Below are 21,593 nucleotides of genomic sequence, written 5' to 3' on the forward strand. Positions count from 1 at the left end.
CATCGCGCGTTTTTGTCATCCCGGCGGCCCGGTCCTGACACCGGGATGACAAAAACGCGCGATGACAGAAGAGAATGGCTTACTTAAACAGCATCGGGGCCATCTCATGCAGGCTTCGGCGCCAGGTCTGAAACTCGTGGGCGGTTTTGTCGGATACGTACGAAACGGCGTTGTACCCGGCGGCTTTCAGATCCTCGGCGGCTTTCTTCACGCCATCGGGCCGCTCTTTGCTGCCGCAGCTGATAAACACCAGCTTCGGTTTGGCTTTGTCCTTAAGATCGTCCGGTGCGTAAACACCACCGCTGAGCAGACCGTAATAACCGAACACCTCGGGCTTGTTGAGAGTAATCATCTTGGTTTCCATACCGCCCATCGAGAGGCCCGCCATCGCCCGGTTATCCCGGTTAGCCATTGTGCGGAAATTGGCGTCAACGTAGGGTATCAACTCCTCAGTAAGCACCGTCTGGAAGGGGTCGATCTTGAACTCCCGTATCTTGCCAAATTTCACTTCATTGGTCATGCCGTAGGTCATCACAATCAGAAACGGCTTGATTTTGCCTTCGGCGATCAGATTATCCATGATCAGGTTCGCGTGTCCCTGATTGCTCCAGGCCGTTTCGTCTTCACCCCAGCCGTGTTGCAGGTACAGCACCGGATACTTCTTCGACTTCTCTTTCTCGTAGCCCGGTGGCGTGTATACAAACGCCCGACGGGGTGCGCCCGTGCTTTTTGACGGGAACAGTATCTGCTGAACGTTGCCGTGGGGTACGTCTTTCAGGGCGTAGAAATCCTGATCGTGGGCCGGTATTTCGATGCCACTTTCCCAGCGAACGGAGCCGTAGTAGTTCTTGGCGCCGGGGTCGTTGAACTTCCCGCCGTCGATAGTCACATTGTAGTAATGGAATCCCTCATCCATAGGGCCTGCGGTGGTTCCGGTCCAGTAGCCGTCGGCTCCTTTGGTCAGGATGGTACCGCCCCGGCCACCCAAACCCAGGCTCACCCGGACGCTGTCGGCGTTGGGGGCATGGATCCGGAATCGGGCGTAGCCCTGCGAGTTCACCTGTGGGTACTCCTGCCCCGGTTGATTCAGTGAGGAGGGTTTGAAATCCTCCTGGATTGTCTGCGCGAAGCAGCTAACGCTCATCATCGTGGCTACCACGAATGCAGCAATTGGTTTGATGGTCATTGGGGTATAGGTTTATGTTAGGAGAATATTGGGTTTGTACACACAAAATCATTTGAACAACTGCGGTAACGTATCGGCCAGGTACAGTTTGCAGTTCATCCAGGTATGCCCACCCGGTACGATCAGCGGTTTTACGTTGATTTTCCTGTCGGTAAACATGGCGATGTTCTGCTTCACCGGCTCATACAGAAAGTCTTCCGTGCCGACGCTGATGGTGAACAGTTTCAACTGACTGTTGAGCTTGTTGGCGTCCGGTGTCCAGTTCGTAAAGTTTGCCTTGAACTCGTCGGTGGCCGTGTAGGGTGCGTACGAACAGACGTAGGCGAAGGTGGAGGGGTTGGTCAGGCCGATGTTCAGCGTCTGTCCGCCACCGACCGAAAAGCCTGCCACCGCCCGGCCGGTGCTTTCCTTGATGACGGGGTAATTGGCCTCTACAAACGGCACAATGTCGTTCACCATGTCTTTGGTAAAATCAGCCATCGGGGCCGGCCGAACGTTACCGTAGGGCATCACGATCAGCATCGGTTTGGCTTTGCCCTGCGCAATGAGGTTGTCGGCAATCAGGTTGGCGCGGCCCACTTTGGTCCAGGTTTCTTCGGTATCGGAACCGCCGTGAATCAGGTACAGCACCGGGTATCTGGTCTTGCCATTCGGGTTGAAGCCGGGCGGGGTGTAGACCAGCAACTGCCGCGTGGTTCCCAGCGTACCGGATTTGTAATACCGGTAGCTGATTTTGCCGTGGGGTACGTTCTGCAGCGAATGCACCAGCGGCTGATCGCCGGGTACGTCGACAATGCTGCGTTTGAAGCGCTCATTAGCGAAGATGTAAGTGTTGCTGGGGTCGGCTATTTGTACGCTGTCGACCGTGAAGCTGTACGGGTAAATATCCGGCTTTACCGGCGGCACCGTCACGCTCCAGATGCCCGAGGTGTCTTTGGTCATGGCGACGGGTGTTTTCAAAAACTCGCCGGAAACCATTACCTTTTTTGCGTTTCGGGAAAAATACCGGAATGTGATGCTGTGATCTTTATGCACATCGGGTGAACTGATGGCCGGCGGACGTTGCTGAGCCAAAGCCGAAATTCCTGACAATAGAACGGCTAGGAGTAAACAGAGAATGCGTTTCATGAGCGTGGATGTCTATTAGTGGAATAGCAGTGGCGTGGTGGCGGCAACGTACGTCTTTACATTCATCCAGGTGTGACCGCCGTCGGTGATCAGGCTTTTGTAATTCACCTTCTTTGCCTTCAGGTAGTCCATAAATTCGACCGTGCCCTTGTACAGAAAATCGTCGCTGCCGACGCTTACCCACAGCAGCTTGAGTTGTTTGTTGGTCTGGTCGGGTTTGTTCACGATCTGGCTGAAATTGCCGTCCATCTCCTGGGGCGACAGGTACGAACTGTATGCGCATACCCAGGCGAACTTATCCATGTTGTTGAAAGCCGCCCGGAGCGTTTGCCCGCCCCCGCGCGAAAACCCGCCAATGGCCCGGTTCTCCCGGTTGGGAATGGCCCGGTAACTTTTCTCCACGTACGGAATAACATTACTCACCAGGTCCGTCGTGAAATCGTTGGCTCGTTTCACTGCATCAGCCCCATCGCGAACGGTTGGGTCGGCGGGTTTGGCGCCCCCTTTTTGCTCGGCTACGCGGGCCGCAATGTTGCCGTAAGGCATCACAACAATCATGGGCTTCACCTTGCCTTCGGCCAGCAGATTGTCCAGAATCAGGTTGGTCTTGCCTACTTTAAAAAAGGTCTCTTCCGTATCCGTTGTGCCACTGATGAGGTAATAGACCGGATACTTCTTCGACGGCGACTGGTCATAGCCCGGTGGCGTATAGATCACCAGCGAGCCCGTTGTGCCTTCCATGGACGGGTAATAGTCGTAACTGATCGACCCGTGCGGCACGTCGCGCAGGGCGTGAATTAGCGGCTGATCGCCGGGCACGTCGACCAGACTGGCCTTGAACCGTTCGTTGGGGAAAAACGCGACGTTGGCGGGGTCCATCACCGATACGCCATCTACCCGAAAGTTGTACGGGTAAATATCGGGTTTGACGGGACCGACCGTTACGCTCCAGATACCCTGGGCGTCTTTGGTCATGGCAACGGGCGCTTTTTCAAACTGCGCGCTCAGTTCCACCACTTTAGCCTGCGGGGCCTGGTAGCGGAAGGTAACGGTCTTGTCGGCGTTCACCTGGGGCGATACTACCAGCGGCCCGCGGGGCGGCTGGGCCAAAGCCCCGGCATGCAGGCCAATCAGGACTACCAGGAGCCAGAATTGGCGGATTTGTTGTTGATTCATGGGTTGTTACGTGTTTAGGTATTTTTTCTTTTCTGTAGTCTGTGAGGACACAGACCACGGTTTTAGAACTCGTCAATGGGTTACTGAAATAATTTCTGGGCGATGGTCGACAGGTAGAGTTTGCAGTTCATCCAGGTATGGCCCCCGTCCGAAATCAGCGTTTCGTGCTTGATCTTTTTCTCATCGAGCACCTTCAGATAGTCATTGATGACCGGGTACAGCATATCCTCCTTCCCGACGCCGATCCAGAACAGTTTCAGCCGCTGGTTGGTAAGAGCGGGGTTAGCAAACGCCGTGGCGTTGTTGCGGTCGAACTCTTCTTTCAGCATTCCTGGTGCGAAGCCGCACACCCAGCTAAACAGGTCGGGGTTGTTCAGGCCGAGGAAAAGCGTCTCGCCACCGCCACCCGAAAAACCGGCAATGGCCCGGCTGTCCTTGTCTTTTTTCACCCGATAGTTTTTCTCGACGAACGGAAGCAGGTTACCCAGAAAATCTTTCTTGAACTCCTGTAGATTGTCCCAGTTCCGGAGGCTTCCCGATGATTTACTGATGACGGGATACGCGCGTCCGTAGGGCATGACGATGATCATCGGTTTGGCTTTGCGCTGCGCAATGAGGTTGTCCAGAATGATGTTGGCGCGGCCCACTTTGGTCCAGGTTTCTTCCAGATCCGTGGTGCCGTGGAGAAGATACAACACCGGGTATGTTGTTTTCGGATCGGTTTCATAGCCGGGTGGGGTATATACCACCACGGGCCGCTGCCCCAGTTCGGGCGAGGTGTAATAGCGGTACGACAACGTGCCGTGGGGTACGTTCTGAAGGGTGTGCACGAGTGGCGTAGCGCCGGTTATCTCGACCACGCTGTTCTGAAACCCTTCGTTCGGGAAGATGGCTGAGTTTTTGGGGTCCGCTACCGAAATGCCGTCCACCACAAACAAATACGGGTACATATCCGGCTTCACGGGGCCGACTGTCACGCTCCAGACGCCCTGCGCATCTTTGGTCATGGCGACGGGAGCCTTCTCGAACTGAGCATTTAGCTTCACGTCTTTTGCTGTGGGAGCCTGCAACCGAAACGTGACCGTATTGTCGGCATTCACCTGGGGTGATACCACGACTGCTCCTCCGGGTGGCTGAGCCAATGCCCCGGCGTACAAGCTAATCAGGGCTATTAGTAGCCATAATTGACGGGTTAGTTGTTGGTTCATTTTAGTAAGGGTTTAGTAGTTATTTTCTGTTATCCCGACGCAGCCGCCGGGATAACAAAAACAGGTTAATAAACTGCACTCACTGCGTAATGACATCAATTTCAGCATAGCCTGAAGCTGACCCCTCCTGCGTGTTTTTCAGCGCACGCAGTTTGACGTATCGGGCGCGGACTGGCTCAAATGACTTGGTTTGCCAGACCGGACTGTTTTTAATGTTGGAAAATTCGCCTTCACTAACCCGCTTCCAGGTTGTGTTATCGGTAGATACCTCAACCTGATAACGGGTTATGATACTCGCTTCTTCCCGCTAGTTCTGGGCGGGCAGGTAGCGGAAGCCGATCAGATTCTCTTACCCAGCGCCAGTTGTACGAAAATGGCTGTAGGCATCGGTTGGTTTCATGTGTTACACGTTACCAAGTCAATTCAACGAAGGATACGCCCTGCCGGGGCAGGTCGAAGGTTAGCGTTGTTTTTCCGTTAGCGATGGCTTTCGAACTCGGGGGCGTCAGTTCCTGTAGCTGTCCGGCCGTTTCCAGCGCCTTGTATTGATCGGCCGACACCTGCTGCGGACTGCCCATCGACTTCCAGGCCTCAAACGAGTTACTATGTCGATCATCTACCCGGTAATGGCGCACCTGCACCTTGTTTTTGCCGAGGCCGCTCACGGTCAGCTCTACCGGAGCCGCCGGGCCAGATACGTTGTCGTCGTGGTAATTCCAGACCATCACACAAACCGAGTTCGGGCCTTTGCTGGCGATGGCGTTCACGTCGTTACCGGCCCTGACACCGTTGGCGATGATGTCGCTCGCCTTCAGCCCATTGCCCGTTTGGACAGCCAGCCGCTGGCCGTTCATCTTGCCGAACATCCGAAAAACGTTCAATACCGGCTTGTCGACGCCATGCGTGGCCAGGTCGCGGAAACCAGCAAACCAGGGCTGATCTTCAAACTCGAACGACCAGCTCACGGCCCCGCGCAGGTTTACGTTGTACTGGTCCATCAGTTCGTAGATGCGCGCAAATGAAGAGGCCGTGTAACTCGAATACATAGTGCCATTGCGATACCCGTATTTGGGGTCACGCGTGGCGGAGCAGGCGGCACAACCTTCGGGGTCGCATTCGCCGATGATGATGGGGATATTTTTGAGTTCGGGAAAGGAGTTGACTGCTTCAAACGCCCGTTGCACGTCTTTCAGCTGCACACCCATGTTCATGCGGATGTGCCCGTCGACAATTTCCGGACTGCCCTTGGCGTGAAAGCCGATGTATTGCAACGGTGTACCGGTTTGGCCCGTCGCGTAGTTTTTGCCCCGCAGGCAATGCTCGATGAAACGCGTCAGATAGCTGTACGCTTTGTCGCTGCGCGGACTGGTGGTGTGCGGCCCGCCGATGGTACATTCGGGACAGGCCCGTTTCAGGCCGTCGGCAGCATAGTCGTAAGTTTTGCAGTACTCGTCGAAGGTACCTGACCAGTAGCCAATGTCCGGCTCGTTCCAGACTTCCCACAGCCACGAGCTTACTTCTTTTTTGCCGTAACGGTCAATGGAATGCTTGCCCCACTGGTATACCAGTTCGCGCCATTTGTCGTAGTCTTTGGGTGGGTACGTCCAGCCCGTCCAGATGGTACCGTTTTTGCTCCAGGTATGGGCGTATGGTTCGGGTTTCGACGACAGATCTTTCGGCATGAACCCGATCTCCATCAGTGGCTTCATGCCCCGTTTGACGTAGGTATCCACAATGCTGTCGACTGTTACCCAGTTGTAGACGGGCTTGCCGTTGGCGTCTTCTTTATAGGCATCGGTGAACCCCCATTTGAGATCGGGTCCGGAGCTTTCACCTTTGGAGGTCAGCAGGTTGTGCGCTCTGACATACACCGGAACAGGGCTTAGCTGCTGTAGCTCGCTCAGGAGTTTCTGGCCATCTTTTCGGGTTGTGTAATTGGGCTCATCATACCCGAAAAAGGCCCAGAACGGTTTCATCTCGCCCACAGGTTTTGCCGCGTCCACCTGAATAGAAACGGGCGACTGTTGCGCGGGAGCGACCCGATAGCAAAGCAGTAGAAGAGAAAGGACGATGATACGATTCATGGTCAAGTAATAAAGAAATGACAGGGCCTGTTTTGTGTGGAGTTCGTACAGCGAGACAGCACCCAGACTTCATAAAATTGGCAGGTAAACTCAATTGCTAGTGAGCCAGTTATTGGCTTTCATCCACGCGAACAGCGGGTCCATCCAGCCGGGGTGACGAAAAATGAAACCGTGGTCGCCTTTGGGGTAGACGTGCATTTCGACGGGTACTTTTTGGCGTCGCAGGGTTTCAAAATAGGCGATGCTATTGTCAACGTCGACCAGCTTATCGTCGGCCGCGTGGGTCAGGTACGTTGGGGGCGTGTTGGCACGTACCTGCAGCTCGTTGGAGAACAGCTCCACGTCCTGTCGCGATGCGTTTTTGCCCAGCAGGGCGTCGTGGGAGCCGCCGTGCGTCAGGCTGTCGCGCATGCTGATAACGGGATAAACCAGAATCTGAAAATCAGGGCGCAGGCTGGTGTTACTGGCGTTGTCGACATACGCTTTCTCGAAATGCGTGGCGGCCGTCGAGGCCAGATGCCCACCCGCCGAAAAACCCATGATGCCTACCTTTGCGGGGTCGATTCCCCAGTTGGCCGCATTCTCCCTGACGAGTTTGATGGCTTGTTGCGCATCCTGCAACGGCCCGATTTTCTTGTCGGGCATAATGGCGTCGCTGGGCAAGCGGTACTTCAGCACAAATGCGGCTATGCCTTTTTCGGCCAGCGCTTTTGCCGTATTGACGCCCTCGCCTTTGTAGACCACCACGCCATATCCCCCGCCGGGAATGATGATGACTGCCGCGCCGGACGCTTTGTCTGTGGCCGGTTTGAAATACTCCAGCGTGGGTTTTGTGACCCCCCTGATCACGCCCGATTCCATCCCCGACTCCTGCACATCGGACGCTTTTGAGTTGGGCACTACAGTGGCATACAGGGGAATGATTTCCTGGGCTTGTGCGGCAAACGATGCAACTACTAGCCAACCAGTTAACGCGGCTAGGGGCAATGTCATGATTAAACGAAAGGGTTTCATCTGGGTGGGGGTTTATCCTGATGACTTGTGGTATTCATTGATTTTTTGTCATCCCGGCGGCCCGGTCCTCCGTCGGGATGACAAACAGCGTTGAATCATACTAATTCGTCGCCATTGGCTTATACCCCAGCAACGATAGCATCTGCATGGCGTACCGTTTGCCCAATTCCCGATAACCGGCGGCATTGAAGTGCAGGTCGTCGGCCGAATCTGTGCAGCCTGCCGATGAGATCACGTGGGCATTTTTGATCGTTTGCGGGAGCGTGGCAATGATCTTATTCATGCTCGCACATTTGCCATTCTGGTCGGCGTTGACCGTTTCACCGGCCAGCAGCGGCACTTTTTTGGGCTTCAGGTCCAGGTCATTCATCAGGTTGTCGTACACGACCTTGACCTTTTTGGTCCACAGGGTATCGCCCGTGTTCGACTCACCCTGATGCAGCAAAATGCCTTTGATCACCCCGTCTTTCTGCGCCAGCTTCGCCATCTCGACCAGCCGACCGTACGGATTTCCGCCGTATTCCCCGATAAAGTTTTTCATCCAGCCGGGTACGTTGGTGGTGTAGGACATATACTGATCCTTGTCGAACAACTCGATCTTACAGCCGCCCACCGCCACGTTGATTACGCCAATGCGGACTGTTGAGGGCAGGTTAGCTACCAGTTCACGACCAAAATAATCGGCAGGGGTAAGGCCCGTCCGGCAGCGGCAGAGGGGCGGTTTGGCGGTGTACCAGTTGCCTTTCGTCCGGTTGATGGCCGGACAGTCTACCGCTTCCATCACCTGAAAACGGGGGTTCACATTGACGGTATCCTGCGCTTCAATTCGGGCGTTACCCTCCATGTTCGATTGCCCGAAACAGAGGAAAATGTAAAAGTTCTTGTCCTGCGCCACGGCGTTCAGGCTCAGCAGAAAGAGCCCGATCAACAGGAAAATACCAGTTCGCTTTTTCATCAATTTAGTCGGTTTAGGAGGTGTCGTTATTGGTAGAGGCCCGGCTACTTTTGAAATTGAATAGTTTTAATTGTCGCCACCCTGGCCTGTCCGGCCGGAAACTTTACGAACACGTCGTGATGGCCGGTGATGCCTTTGACGGATTGGCTTACCGTTTTCCAGGTTGCCTTTCCTCCGGTTGATTTGAACGGAATACCAGCCATCTTTTTCCCCGTGGTTAGATCGTCGAGCCACACTTCCAGCGTACCTGACGTTGCGGCCGTTAGCTGGACCTGAATCTGTTTGGCCGCGTCTTTTCCAGTGCCCAGATCAACGCCCGACAGCATGAACCAGCCGCCCTGATCGGAGTCGTTGGTGACGGCCGCTTCGGCCGCTTTGTCTACTTTTTCGATGCCGTAGTAATTGCTGTATCCCACAGCGGGGAGGCTTGAAAAGCCATCTTTGCCGATGAAGAAATCAAAGTCGGCGGGTTTACCCTCGGCAAACAGGCCCACGCTGGTGCCCACCCACGAATTGAAATTAGGCTGGGCTTTATCCAGACTCACCGCGCTGATGGGCGCGCCCATGGCTGTCCATTTCTTTCCGTCACGGCTGTAGTAGCCAGTCAACTGGTGTTCATTCCGCTCCACTTTCAGCCAAACCACGTTACCGATCAAATTAGGAGCCGTACGCATGGCCGTATCGAGTTTGAAGACGAGTTTTTTGCCGTTGTCGAAGCCACTATAAAGTTGCACAAACACGTTCTGATTCCCGTTGGTCAGGTATAGGCCGGCTTTTGTAGCGGCATCTTCGGCATTGAGGTCAACGCGGGTAACGGCGGAATAATAGTGGTCCGTCTCCTTTTGCATCAGGTGCACGCGGGCCGTGTCGGGCGAGAGACGTACCCAGCCTTTCCGGGCCGACAGCGAATACCGAGTAGCCGCCCGTTTATTCAGGAAATGCCAGTTCATCGACAGCGTTTCGCTATCGAACTGGTCAGACTGCGCGCTACGCCACAGAATGCCGGATTGGGGCAGGTTGGGCTTTATCACCGGCTGCGTGGTAGGTGCCAGACCCCATGGCCGATCACCTTCCCAGATCACCTGATACAGGCTCGTCTGCCGGCCCATGCCCGACCAGTCGGCTCCCTGAAGCGGCTTTTCGTAGCTCTGGCCCACGGTCCACCAGGTGCCATCGGCCAGTTGAATGGGGGCCGAAATATGGTTTGGTCGACGAAAGCCCGTTTTGGGATCGGTGATGGGTTTAAAGAACTCCCCCAGGCGTTCCCACTGGGTCGAGTCGGCGGTGAGCGCTTTACCGCGCATGGCGTACTGCCCGCCCGACACGTCGCCCGCCGGGAAATAATAGTAGTAGCCGTTGCGCTTGCACATCACCGGCCCCTCAGCCCAGCTGTATTGGAGTTTAGCGTTGACCCAGTCGAGATCAATGACCGACGACGTTAGCTGCCCGTCTCGGCCCAGCTCCTGAATGCGGTTGGTTTTCTGGCCGTTCTTGATGACCATGTACGGCTTGCCATCATCGTCGACGAAAATCGAATTGTCGTAACCCAGCGGTCCCGTTTTTGGGTCGCCCTTTACCCGCACCGGCTCCGACCACGGCCCTTTTGGGTTGCTGGCTTTAGAGAACCACTGCCCGTTGGCCGAGAAATAGATCCAGTACGAGCCGTAGAAATAGGTGATGGCTCCCTGCCAGATGCCCGCCGAGGGCCGGTCGGTCACGAAACTGGCTGTGGGTGGCACCACGCGGCTGATTACCTCCCAATGCACCATGTCTTTGGAATGGTAGATGGGCAGGTAGGGCGTGAAATGAAAGCTCGACCCGCAATGGTAAAAATCGTCACCCACGCGCAACATCGTCGGGTCCGGGTGATCGCCGGGCAAAACGGGGTTGACATACGTCTTTACTTCGTTATAAAATGATTTATCGCCTGTGGTACGCTGCGCCAACAGGGAACCACAGGTTATAGAAAGTGCCAGGATGGCTAGCCGTATATATGTTTTTTGGGGATTCATTCAACTACCAATTTTCGCTACTTATTTGTACACCGGCTCTCGGGAAAAGTAGCCGTACTCACTTTCCATCAATTCACTAGAAGGGCGGCCCCGTTTGTCGGGATTACCCAGTCTACTTCCCCATTTTTTGGTAGTTTGGCGGTGCTCACCCTGCCGGTCAATTGCGCATCGTCGCTGTAGAGCTTATACTCGGCACCGGCGGCAATCATGGATAATTTCAGTTTCAGCTTGAGGGGTTCTTTCTGGGCGTTTATCCCGGCTACGTACCATTTCGTGCCCTGCCGACGAGCCAGGACAACGTACTTGCCCGGATAGCCATCGATGAAGCGCACGTCGTCCCAGGTGGTGGGCACGGTTTTCATGAAGTCGATAGCCCAGTCCGGCGCATCGGTGAGGTTGTTCGGTGCCAGCGCAAAATGCTGAACGCCACTCTGAAACAGGACCGCCGTGGCCAGCGCGTACACGTCGGATGTAACCCGTTTCGACCCCCGGTTGGGCGTGTTGCTGGCGTTGTAAAATTTGTTCAGCGCACTGCCGCCAAAGTCCATGCTACCCACCGTGTTGCGGATAAACGGGTGCAGCGTGGCGTTAAACGCTTCTCTGTCATTACTTCCCTGCGAAAAAGCCAGGTTCTCGCTGGCCAGTACGGCTTCGCTGGCTGCGTAGTTGGGGTACATCCGCTCCCAGCCGCGGGGGAGTGTCGAGCCGTGAAAAATGCACAGGATGCCGAAGTCGTTGGCGTCGTACAGAATGTCTTCGTACAACTTCATCGTCTCCTGCTTGTCACCGCCAAAGAAATCGACCTTGATTCCCTTTACGCCGATTTTCTTCAGCCAGGCCATCTCCTTCCGACGGGCAATGGTATTGTCCATAATACCGCGTGGCCCCTGCGGAGCGTCGTTCCAGTAGCCGTTTGAGTTGTACCACAAATACAGGCTAACACCTTTGCTGGCTCCGTACCTGGCCAGTTCGGCTATTTTATCCCGTCCGATCTGTGTGTCCCAGAGGGCGTCGACCAACACGGTTTTGTAGCCCATAGCCGCGCTAAAATTGATGTAGCGAATCTGTTCGTCATACACCGTTCGGCTGTCCATGCCAATGATCCAGCTCCAGCTTCCCTTTGTGTATTCGTATTGCTGAGACCCCTCGTAACGCGGTTCAACGACATCGAAGGGCACGGTGGTTTCAACGATGGGAGCCAGCGTTTGGCCGACGGTGATCGTGCGCCAGGGCGTCTCGCCGGGTAGTGGAATACCCGGTGCCGAAGTGCCAATGCCGTTGTTTTCGTCGGGCATCGGGAAGCCGATGGTATACAAGCCGTCGGTATGGCCAATCAGGCGGCTGCCACAGTAGCGACTGTCGACGCCCGTTTCAGAGACCAGTACCCAGCCGTTGGTATTGACCTTGAACAGGCAGGGAAAGGTGTAGCCATTGCCCCGGCCGTTTTCGCCCAGGGTGTCGTCGACCGTATACGGAATTTCGTAGCTGGGCATGGTCCGGGCGAAACCCACCATCGCTTTGCTTTGCGCCGACAGAAACGTGGTGGTACCGGCCGGAAACGTAAAGCCCGTTTTTTCTTCGTCAATTACGCAGGACCGCGACGCCTTTTGCGGATATACTCTGTACCGGAACGCCACATCGTTATTACTGACCCGGAACGTAATGTCGATGGCCGCAGCATTGTTTTTCGAGTATGACATGACGCCTTCGTTGGCCACGTAATGCACCTTACTCCGCTTGATGTTCGGCAACTCGTAGGTGTTGTCAAGCTTGCTGATCGCCAATGCTTTACCAACGGAGAGTCCTTCCGTAAAGTCGCCCACATTCGTTTTCAAACCAAGGGGGGATTTTACGACAAATGGGTTGCCGTTCAGCGACACACTGTAAACTGGCTTCCCATTATCCAGCGATAGGGTTACCTGCAATTTGCCGTCTGGGCTGCTCACGACCGAATTTGGCGTTTGCGCATGACCTGCATACGCACAAATCCAGAGCGGCAACAGGAAAATAAGGTGTTTCATAACGGGTTACGTTACTTTTTAACTAATTCATTAGCCGCGCTGGCCAGCAGAATATAGGCCGAGCAGATGTCGATGATCACTTCGTTTTCGCCCCACAGAAACGGCCAGTCCTCGCGGTTCTCCGGAAAGTCGGGCTTCAGCACCATAATGCCGGGAACTACCCCACCGGCGATGTAGCTGAAGTCAGCGCGGTTGCTGCCGTAGGTAATCTTCTTGGATCGCGTACCCACCGCCGACACGAATGAGAGATTGTGATACGGGTGGCAGCCGAAAATGTAGTTTAGTCCTCTGAAGACATATTCCGGGCTGATGATGTCCGGAAAATGCCGGTTGGCGTGGTAGTTGGTGATGGCCCAGCTGATTACCTGCTGGTTGCTGCCCCAGCCGCCCCGCGTACCCGCCGGAACGCCGTATGGATTCTGTTTGGTAAGCTCATCGTTTGCCGCCCTGAACTTGACCACATAGTCTTTCAGCCTGGTCTGGTAGGCCTTGTCCATAAACGGATACGCTTGCAGAGCCGCCGTCAGGCCCAGCCCAACATTCCGGTCGAGGGCGGGCCATATTGCGTCGTTGAATTTTTTGGCGTAGCGGTCGTCTTTGGTAGTAATGAATAGCTGCAATGCCGCGGCCATTTCGGTATTCCGGCGGAACATGGCAAAGCGGGAGGTGTCGGTGTTGACTTTGCCGTCGTTTTCGTCCCACAATTTTTTGGCGTATGTCAGTGCCTGCGTCGATAAGGTATCGTTGAAGCCTTTCAGTGCCCGGCTGGCGGCTGCCAGCGCTGCGGCCGTGTTATAGTCCAGAAAAGCCGAGCGGGTGGTGAAGGCCCAGCGGTCGTCCATGGTACCGCTCGATTTTCCGTCCGACTCGTAGGGTTTCAGGTTCGGGTTGTAGGGCAGGTTGTCGGTTTCGGTATTCGCGTCGCCGAGGTGGTGGTATTGGTGCAGATTGGGTACAATGATGCCCCGAACGGGATGGCCGATGTTCTTGACCTGCGCCACCAGATTCAGCGTGCCGTGTTCGATCTGCTGAAGAAGATCCGGTTTGCCGTCGGGTCGGTGGATATCGACATATTGCCTGGCCTGATCGATGCGGGTTTCGTCGCGGGTCAGTTTCAGCTTTTCCCAGGCATCCACGAAGTTCAGGATCGTGGTGTTGTGGGAGCCGGTCTGAATATCGAAATCACCCGCGTCGAACCAGCCGCCTACGCCCAGTCCCGGAATTCGCTCCAGCGGTTTATACTTCGTATCAGTTTTGTCGCCCATCGAGTAGCCGTCAAAGTGCTGCTGGTTAAGTGGCGCCTGTAACGCATCGTCTTTGAACGGAGCCCCGTGCCATACGCGATACGCTTCGTTTACCGTCATGTGGTCCATCTGCACCGGAAACCAGACATCGAGCGTTGGGTGCCAGGTCTTTTCGTATACATCGGCCGCAATGGGGAAGATATTGGTCTTCTGATCGCCGTACCGGATAAAGTATACGCCTGGCTCTTTGACCGAGCTGAAGTCGAATCGGGCGTAGTTGTAGCGCAGAAATTTGCCCCAGGGCGTCACGGCGCCCTTCAGCTTCTCGACCTGTTTGCCATCGGCCATCACCTGAACCAGCGACGCCGTTTTCAGCGCCTGATCCGTCTGATCCAACTCAATCACCGCTACTTTTTCCTGCCCCGGGTTATAGCCTACCTGCGAGAATTCAATCACGGGGGCGCGTTTCCAGTTGGGGATCACATTGGGTTCCAGGTACCAGGTCAGCACCTTGCCGGTTTTTCCGGCGGGTAGCAGACTGCGTACAATAAACCAGCCGTTCTGGGCCAGATTCCGCCCGTCGAACAGCATCAACTCCGTTTCCGACTGGATGCTGACCATGTGTTCGGGATCATCGGGGGCCAGCACCATGCTTTTGCCCGACGTCAGCGGTGCCGGTACGATAAATTCGGGCTTGCCCCGCTCCTCGAAGGTATTGTGGATGCCGAACTGCTGAATCTTCTCGGAGAGCGGCTCTGTTTTAGTGTTGCTGGCCGGATACAGTGGGAACGTACCTGGCCTACCGTCGGCCATATACGACTTCTCAAAGTAAGCAGACGGCACAAACTCCAGGTTAAAGCCAGCTTTGCCAACCACTTTTGCGGGTAGTGGTTTGTCGAGGTACACGCTGATTTCGAACCCGTTGCCTTTGGCGCTGACCACCACCCGCGAGTCGAAATCGACTTCCTGATAGCGTAGGCCCACTTCGATGCTATTGTTTGCTTTATCTACTTTGCGCGACGTCATTTTTGGCACCAGGTCCCATTGTTCGGGTGTGTGCTGCAGGCGCACCGCTCCGCCCGTCGAGGTACGGACGCCGTGGTGAATCATCTCGATGCCGGCCGTTTTTTCGTCGAAGAACATCCCGTTGTACTGGCTGCTGAAAACCAGTACGTTGAGCCCCGGCGTTTCGAAATATTCCGCATCATTCAGTTTGGTCTTCTGACAAAAGGCGGCTGTCGTGGTCAAAAGAAGCAGGAACAGGCCCGTTGCCCGAAGGCCTGGATAGGTCAGTGTTTTTTTCATGGTAAGGGTTTAGGTAGGCAGGAGAGGGGAGTGGGTTATTGCTTTTGGCCCAGCTTGTCGCTGATCCGGAAGTAATCGAAGTCGGCAAAGCCGCCCGTTTGTGAGGTGGCGTAGTTGAACAGCCCGAATCGATAGCCCATAAAGTGCGGAATGGTGTACGGCATTTTCAACGGGTCGCCAATGGCCGTCCAGGTCTTGCCGTCGAGGCTATAGAAGAAATGAGCAGTGTCTTTGCGGTCGCGGAAATCGCATTCAGCCTTTAGATAGACCGTTTTCTGGCCCAGCGGCACGCGCTGTACCTCTACTGGCTTGCCCGAACTGGCACTGACCATCACAATGGCTTTCGCACCGTTCTCCATTTTTACGCCCACCAGCCCATAGTTCTTTTGCAGTAGACTCAGCCCGGCAAAATCACCATCTTTCAGATTCGACACATCAAGCATTGTCGACCCGGTCGATTCGGGGCCAATGGTCCGCTGGGTGAGGGTGTTGCGGGCCATCACGAAGGAGGTATCGGTACGGCCGGTTTTCAGGCGCAGAAACCCTTTTCGCTCCGAGACGGACCAGAGGCTATTGTCGGGGTTGTGGTTCCACTGCCACACCAGCGGCAGCGCGGGGTCGCCTTTTTTGCGGGTAAACTCGTCGGAGTTCACGATGCCGGGAATCAGGCCCTTGCTGGCGGGCAGGTTGAGCGTTTGGGGCACTTTGCCGTTTTCGCCCAATACCGGCCAGCCGTCTTTCCATTCGACAGGTACCAGATACGGAATGCGGCCTACTCCGCCGAAGTCGCGGAACAGGTACGAAAACCACTTTCCGTCGGGGGTGTCGATCAATCCGCCCTGCGCCACGCCCAGATCCTGCAACGCCACGCGCCCTTCCCACGGACCGGTAATCTTGTCGGCCCGGTGGATGATGACTGTCCGCATGCCGCCACGTGGCCACGAAATATTGAAGAGGTAGTATTTGCCGTTTACTTTGAACAACTGCGACCCCTCTGCAGGAAGGCCACCACCCGTACCCGATGGCGTGCTGGCGTTTTCAATGATGACCTGCTCGGTGGTGCCGGGCTTCACCCCGGTAGCATCAGCGGTAAGTTCAACCAGTCGGAGTTTACCCGCGCCGTAGATCAGGTATGTTCGTCCATCATCGTCGAAAAACAGGCTGTGGTCGTGGTACGACGGCTTGAACGACACCTCTTTCCAGGGGCCTTTTTCGATATTTTTCGTGGTGTAGATGTGAGTTCGGCCGCTGGTCTGGGCGAAGGTCGTCGCGTAGTAAAGTCCGTTGTGGTAACGCAGACTGCTGGCCCACGAGCCGCGCCCGTAGGTGCTGTTGCCGTTGTTCAGGCTCATCGCGTCTACCGTTGTCAGCGTATCGTACGCGTAGCCGACCAGTTGCCAGTTGATCAGGTCGTTCGATTTCATAATCGGCAAACCCGGACTCAGGTGCATGGTCGTGCTGCTCATGTAGTAGGTGTTGCCTACGCGAATCATGGCCATGTCGGGCACGTCGGCAAAAATCACCGGGTTTTGGGCCGTTTGAGCAATTACCATAGTCTGCGTTAGCAGCAACACCATCGTCAACGATCGAAGCAGTATTTTTTGATACAATTGGTTGATAGTAAGCATTCTACAATGGCTTTTTGCTGTTGTACTGTTTATGTCAGTGGTTTGTCATTCTTCGGGATGACAAAAAGAGCTACTGCAACGGCCCGATCAACTCGATAAAATTGCCGTCGGGATCCTGCACGAAAACGAAGTGCGCTTTGGCGTTCAGGGGTGTGGGCGTGCTGCCCAGAAACTTCACCTTCATCTGTGTCAACCGGTCGATGATGGGCTGGAGGGCTTTCACCTGAATGGTGATGTACTGCATACCCGTATCGTCCTGGATGTAGGTGGGCTTCGGATGCGACGCTTTTTTGCCGAAGCTCATCAGCTTCCAGTCGGTGGCTTCGGGGCTGTTTTCGAGTTTCAGGATGGTTACGTTCGTGGCTACACCATTAGTCAGGCCGGAGCGTTTGCCGAAGTCTTCATTGATAGTGAAGCTGCCGGTTTTGACCATGCCGATGCCATTGACATAGAAGTCAACCGAACGCTCAATGTCGGCAACGACAACTCCCACGCCGATGGTTTTGCTGGTAAAGTTGGATTGCCCAAAGGATGGTAAAGCACATCCAATTATGAATAGTGTTATTTTGACACATTTACGGGCAAGCATCGTTGTTTTATTCTTTTTGAAAAGAAACATGGTTAGTTCGTTATGAGTCTGATTTGGTGGAAACGCGGAGTATTCGTCCCGGTGGTAGCTATAATTTTTATCGTAATCGCTTCAGTATCATTTGCGTTTAATCGGATCGTTTTTCCGTCGGCAGAAAGAATCTCGGCTGGTTTTTCGTTGATCAGAAAGCGTACTGTCTCCGGCTTTATAGTGTCTAAAGCACGAATGTCGATGTACTTACCCGCCCGGTTTTTGTTTTGCAACTGGTAGCTGATCGAGGATCGGGTACGTCGCCAGAACCGCTCGTCGTCATAGCCCGAATCACTCTTTTCACCTGTATACTGGTGATCGACTTCGGGCTGCTGTTCCCCGCAGTTTACCTTGTCGACCGTGATAGCTTCAAGGGCGAGTGCTTCGGCTTCCTGTTGTTTCAACCGGGCTTTCTGCTCATCGTAGGCCGCCTTGGTAAACGTCTGGAAATACATCTGGTACCGGGCGTCGTGTACCTCGTAGAACGGTTGAAGGGTCAGCGAATCCAGGCTGAAGCGGAGTTTACTGGTCGGTTTGATCTGCCCCAGGTAGGTGGTCGGATCGCCCACGAGCGCGTAGGCATTGGTGATCGGGTACAGTTTCCCTTTTGTTTCGTGGCCCATCCGGCTATCGTCGGCAAAAATACCCGTCAGGTCGGCGGTCGACGTCTTGGCGGCCAGCACAATAGGACCGTTCACGAAGGCCGCCCAGTTCGACCCATCGGGCAGATACTCCAGCCGTGTCGAGGTATTGAAACGAACCGTCACTTTATCGCCCGACTTCCATTTTCGACGAACGGCTACGTAGCTGGCCGGTTTCGCATCGACCGCCTGTGCTTTGCCATTTACCAGAACGACCAGGTTTTCGGCCCATTTCGGATAGCGGATATTCAATGAAAACTCCTGTGGTTTTGTTGTCTCGATGACTAGATCAGATTGGTTCTGATAGGGAAAGTCGGTGCGCTGGATCAGCTTGACGGATTTATCGGTCCAGTTCACTGTCGATGGAATGAACAGGTTCACAAACAGGTCATTAGTCGAGTGGCTGTAGATGAGTTCGCCGTACTTGGTGTGGTTCTCGATGCCCGACCCCACGCAACACCACATGCTGGTTTCGGGCTGCGAATACACCCGGTAATGGTTAGGCCGGATGGGGGTGAAATAGACAAAGCCGCCTTTTTCCGGGTGTTGGCTCGATAGAATGTGGTTATAGAGCGTCCGTTCGTAGAAATCAACGTAGCTGACGTCGTTCTTATCCAGAAACAGGGCTTTGCTCAGTCGCAGCATATTAAACGAGTTACAGGTTTCCGGCCCCTGATTCGATTTTAGCACCTGGCTGAAATCCGTTGTCGGGTTGAAATGCTCGCGCACGCTGTTGCCGCCGAAAGCCACACTACGCGTCTGAGACACGTTTTGCCAGAAATACCGGGCCGCTTCTGACCAGTCTTCCTGACCGGTCAGCGTAGCGATCTTCTCGAACCCGATCACCTTCGGAATCTGGGTGTTGGCGTGCAATCCGGTTAGCTTATCCTGTTTCGCCATCAGCGGTTCCAGAATGGCCCGGTGCGAAATCCGCTGCGCCGTTTCGAGGTATTTCTGGTCTTTAGTGAGGATGTACAGGTCGGCGAAGGTCTCGTTGATGCCGCCATGTTCGGTGCGCAACACCTGCTGAATCTGCTCGTCGGACAGGGGCTTGATCAGCTCAACAAACCAGTCACCGAGACCAATCAGCACTTGTTTGGCCTGCTTGTTTCCGGTGTACTCATAGGCATCGCGCAGGCCGGCAAACAGCTTGTGAATGTTATAGAGCGGCACCCAGGTGTTGTTCAGCCCGAAGCTGCTGCCATCGATGTCGCCTTTGTGAATCCGCTCCCAGAACACCTTGCCCTGCGGAATGCCGCCGACGTACCCATTGCCATTCTTCGCCTGACACTGCGCCAGTTGATCGACCATGTAATCGAGTCGTTTTTTCAGTTCGGCATCCCCGGTCGAGGCATGCAGCATGGCCAGCGCCGACAGGTAGTGCCCACCAATGTGCCCATCCAGCCCCGAACTCTCCCAGTTGCCATAGCGCGGTGCTTTTACCGGCAAACCGGCATCAATCAGGTATGGAGCCAGCAGTTTATCCGGGTTCAGAGCCAGAATGTACTTCTGGTCAACATCCTGCGCATTTTTAAAAGGCCCGCCCGTCAGCTTCACATCCTGCAAAGCAAACGGCTGCATCTGCGCCAGAGCGGAAACGCTGAGCAGAAGAAGCGCGATATGGAGTAGGTTTTTTTTCAAGGGTAACGTTGTGTTGTTTTTTGTCATCCCAGCCTGATGACAAGCTACTTCTTGTACATCGGATCGTCGCCTTTGTAGGTCAGGTACTTGAACGAAGCCGAATTGTCGGATTTTTCGCCCGATGACGTCGCATACAGGCCGTACACGCAGCCAATGAAGCTGTTCGCTGCTTTGGTGCTCAAAAACTTGCCGTCAACCTGATCTTTTAACAAGGTCCAGTTTTTCCCGTCGGTTGAGTAGTAGAAACTGTACAAGGCACCTTCCGACTGTATTTTGACATTCACCTTCGCAGCAGATGATGTCAAAGGCACTTCTGTTACCAACTCCAGGGCTTTGTCTTTGCTCTTGAACAGCTGAATCACGTCTTTACCTTCTTTTTTTGATTTGGCCGCGAAGTAAAAATGACGTTCGTCCTGAAAAATCACCAAACCCGCTTTCTCGTTGTCTGACTTAGGGGAGAAACTTAGTTCGGTTTCGGCGGTGCTGTACAAATGTTGCTGCCGCTTGCCCACAAACGATGGATTGCCGGCTTCTGAAATTGTTTCCGGTTTGAGTGTAAGCGTCAGTCCATTCGCCTTCGACGTTTTAAACGAACTGCTATCAACGGTTCTCAAAAAAAGCATCGACAGATCGAGCCCTTTGTCGAACGTCATCGTATACGCGAAGTTCCCGCTTTGCGGCAAAGCCCCTTTCTGTTTTACTTCTTTGATGTTGGTTTTGTATTGGTATTCAATGGCTTTTTCGCCGTGTTCGATCATCGGCCAATCGTTTACCCACGTTAGTGGAGCGATGAACATTTCGCGGCCCGTGTTGTAATAATCGCCTTCGTAGGGACGCACTGCCAGGAAGATTGAATACCAGTTACCATCGGGACCTTCAATAAACTGAGCGTGCCCAGCCGACGTGATCGGGTTGGGTCGGTCGGCTGGTAAGCCTCGTTGCGTCAGCACCGGATTGCCTTCAAACGGCACATAAGGGCCCCAGACATCCCGGCTGCGCAGGGCCACCTGCGAGTGATTCACGGAGGTTCCGCCTTCGGCCGCATACAGAATATACCAGCCATTACGCTTTAAAATATGAGGCCCTTCGATCCAGACGGGTTTTTTAGAAAGGTCTACACCACCATTCACCAATTGTTTTTCTTCGCCGACAACGGTCAAATTCTTATAATCGAACTCGTACATTCGGATGGTGCGGTGGCCCGAGTACAGCGGTTTGCGGTCGGGCGCATCGCTGTTGTAGATGATGTAGGCTTTGTCGGTTTCTTCATCGAAATAGATGGAGGGGTCAATACCGCGGACCTGCGGGATTTTCACCGGATTGCTGTACGGGCCCGCCGGATTTTTGGATGTCACAACGAAATTTCCATCATGGTCAATATCCGTACAGGTCACGTAGTACGTCCCTTTGTAGTACGCGATGGCCGGGGCAAACAGCCCGCGCGTCATCCGCTCACCCATGAACTCCATTTGCGAAGGACGATTGATCACATTGCCGATTTGCTTCCAGTTTTTTAGGTCGCGGCTGTGCATGATGGGCAAACCCGGGAAATACGAAAACGTAGAATGCACCGAATAATAATCAGGCCCCACCCGAACAATGCTCGGATCGGGGTAAAAACCGGTCAGGACGGGGTTGGTCAGGGTGGTCTGCGCCGATGCGATGTGGCTGAAAATAAAACAGCATAGAATCAGGGCAAAAGAGGCAATATGTCTTTTCATCAATAATTTG

General features: G+C 54.4%; 15 protein-coding genes. All 15 read right to left on the reverse strand.

Going from position 1 to position 21,593, the window contains the following annotated elements; all coding sequences use genetic code 11:
- Window positions 1-79: 79 nt before the first annotated feature.
- The 15 genes from FBR45_RS10835 to FBR45_RS10905 all read right to left on the reverse strand — a co-directional run bounded on the left by FBR45_RS10835 (window position 80) and on the right by FBR45_RS10905 (window position 21,583).
- The gene (locus tag FBR45_RS10835) at window positions 80-1,186 is read right to left on the reverse strand and encodes an alpha/beta hydrolase-fold protein (RefSeq protein WP_138502187.1); all 1,107 of its coding nucleotides are present in this window, start codon (window positions 1,184-1,186) and stop codon (window positions 80-82) included.
- Window positions 1,187-1,234: 48 nt separating this feature from the next.
- Entirely contained in the window at window positions 1,235-2,314 is a 1,080-nt protein-coding gene (locus tag FBR45_RS10840) for an alpha/beta hydrolase-fold protein (protein ID WP_138502189.1), read from the reverse strand.
- 15 nt (window positions 2,315-2,329) lie between these two features.
- Window positions 2,330-3,490, reverse strand: coding sequence for an esterase (locus FBR45_RS10845; protein WP_138502191.1), 1,161 nt, complete (start codon window positions 3,488-3,490; stop codon window positions 2,330-2,332).
- Between the two features lie 80 nt (window positions 3,491-3,570).
- Entirely contained in the window at window positions 3,571-4,698 is a 1,128-nt protein-coding gene (locus FBR45_RS10850) for an esterase (protein ID WP_138502192.1), read from the reverse strand.
- Window positions 4,699-4,777: 79 nt separating this feature from the next.
- The gene (locus tag FBR45_RS10855; RefSeq protein ID WP_317128615.1) at window positions 4,778-4,990 is read right to left on the reverse strand and encodes a discoidin domain-containing protein; all 213 of its coding nucleotides are present in this window, start codon (window positions 4,988-4,990) and stop codon (window positions 4,778-4,780) included.
- A 118-nt stretch (window positions 4,991-5,108) separates the two neighbouring features.
- Window positions 5,109-6,782, reverse strand: coding sequence for a GH39 family glycosyl hydrolase (locus tag FBR45_RS10860; protein WP_138502194.1), 1,674 nt, complete (start codon window positions 6,780-6,782; stop codon window positions 5,109-5,111).
- A 90-nt stretch (window positions 6,783-6,872) separates the two neighbouring features.
- Window positions 6,873-7,775 (reverse strand): alpha/beta hydrolase, encoded by a 903-nt coding sequence (locus tag FBR45_RS10865; RefSeq protein WP_246082201.1) that lies wholly within the window; start codon window positions 7,773-7,775, stop codon window positions 6,873-6,875.
- A gap of 121 nt (window positions 7,776-7,896) precedes the next feature.
- Window positions 7,897-8,751 carry a sialate O-acetylesterase gene (locus FBR45_RS10870; RefSeq protein ID WP_138502198.1) on the reverse strand — a complete coding sequence of 285 codons (855 nt, stop codon included), beginning with the start codon at window positions 8,749-8,751 and terminating at the stop codon, window positions 7,897-7,899.
- A gap of 44 nt (window positions 8,752-8,795) precedes the next feature.
- Window positions 8,796-10,763 (reverse strand): family 43 glycosylhydrolase, encoded by a 1,968-nt coding sequence (locus FBR45_RS10875; RefSeq protein WP_138502200.1) that lies wholly within the window; start codon window positions 10,761-10,763, stop codon window positions 8,796-8,798.
- A gap of 68 nt (window positions 10,764-10,831) precedes the next feature.
- Window positions 10,832-12,784: a glycoside hydrolase family 97 protein gene (locus FBR45_RS10880; RefSeq protein ID WP_138502202.1), complete on the reverse strand. Its 1,953-nt coding sequence runs from the start codon at window positions 12,782-12,784 to the stop codon at window positions 10,832-10,834.
- Between the two features lie 11 nt (window positions 12,785-12,795).
- On the reverse strand, window positions 12,796-15,333 hold the full coding sequence (locus FBR45_RS10885; protein WP_138502204.1) for a glycoside hydrolase family 9 protein: 2,538 nt from the start codon (window positions 15,331-15,333) through the stop codon (window positions 12,796-12,798).
- Window positions 15,334-15,368: 35 nt separating this feature from the next.
- Window positions 15,369-16,886, reverse strand: coding sequence for a glycoside hydrolase family 43 protein (locus FBR45_RS10890; protein WP_246082202.1), 1,518 nt, complete (start codon window positions 16,884-16,886; stop codon window positions 15,369-15,371).
- Window positions 16,887-17,031: 145 nt separating this feature from the next.
- Window positions 17,032-17,550: a VOC family protein gene (locus tag FBR45_RS10895; RefSeq protein WP_138503065.1), complete on the reverse strand. Its 519-nt coding sequence runs from the start codon at window positions 17,548-17,550 to the stop codon at window positions 17,032-17,034.
- Between the two features lie 32 nt (window positions 17,551-17,582).
- Complete coding sequence (locus tag FBR45_RS10900; RefSeq protein ID WP_138502208.1) at window positions 17,583-19,862, reverse strand: glycoside hydrolase family 127 protein; 2,280 nt, start codon at window positions 19,860-19,862, stop codon at window positions 17,583-17,585.
- A gap of 44 nt (window positions 19,863-19,906) precedes the next feature.
- Window positions 19,907-21,583, reverse strand: a complete 1,677-nt coding sequence (locus FBR45_RS10905; RefSeq protein ID WP_138502210.1) for a glycoside hydrolase family 43 protein — start codon at window positions 21,581-21,583, stop codon at window positions 19,907-19,909.
- Between the last annotated feature and the right edge of the window lie 10 nt (window positions 21,584-21,593).

This window comes from Spirosoma lacussanchae (genome assembly GCF_005870035.1).
Lineage (GTDB): Bacteria > Bacteroidota > Bacteroidia > Cytophagales > Spirosomataceae > Spirosoma > Spirosoma lacussanchae.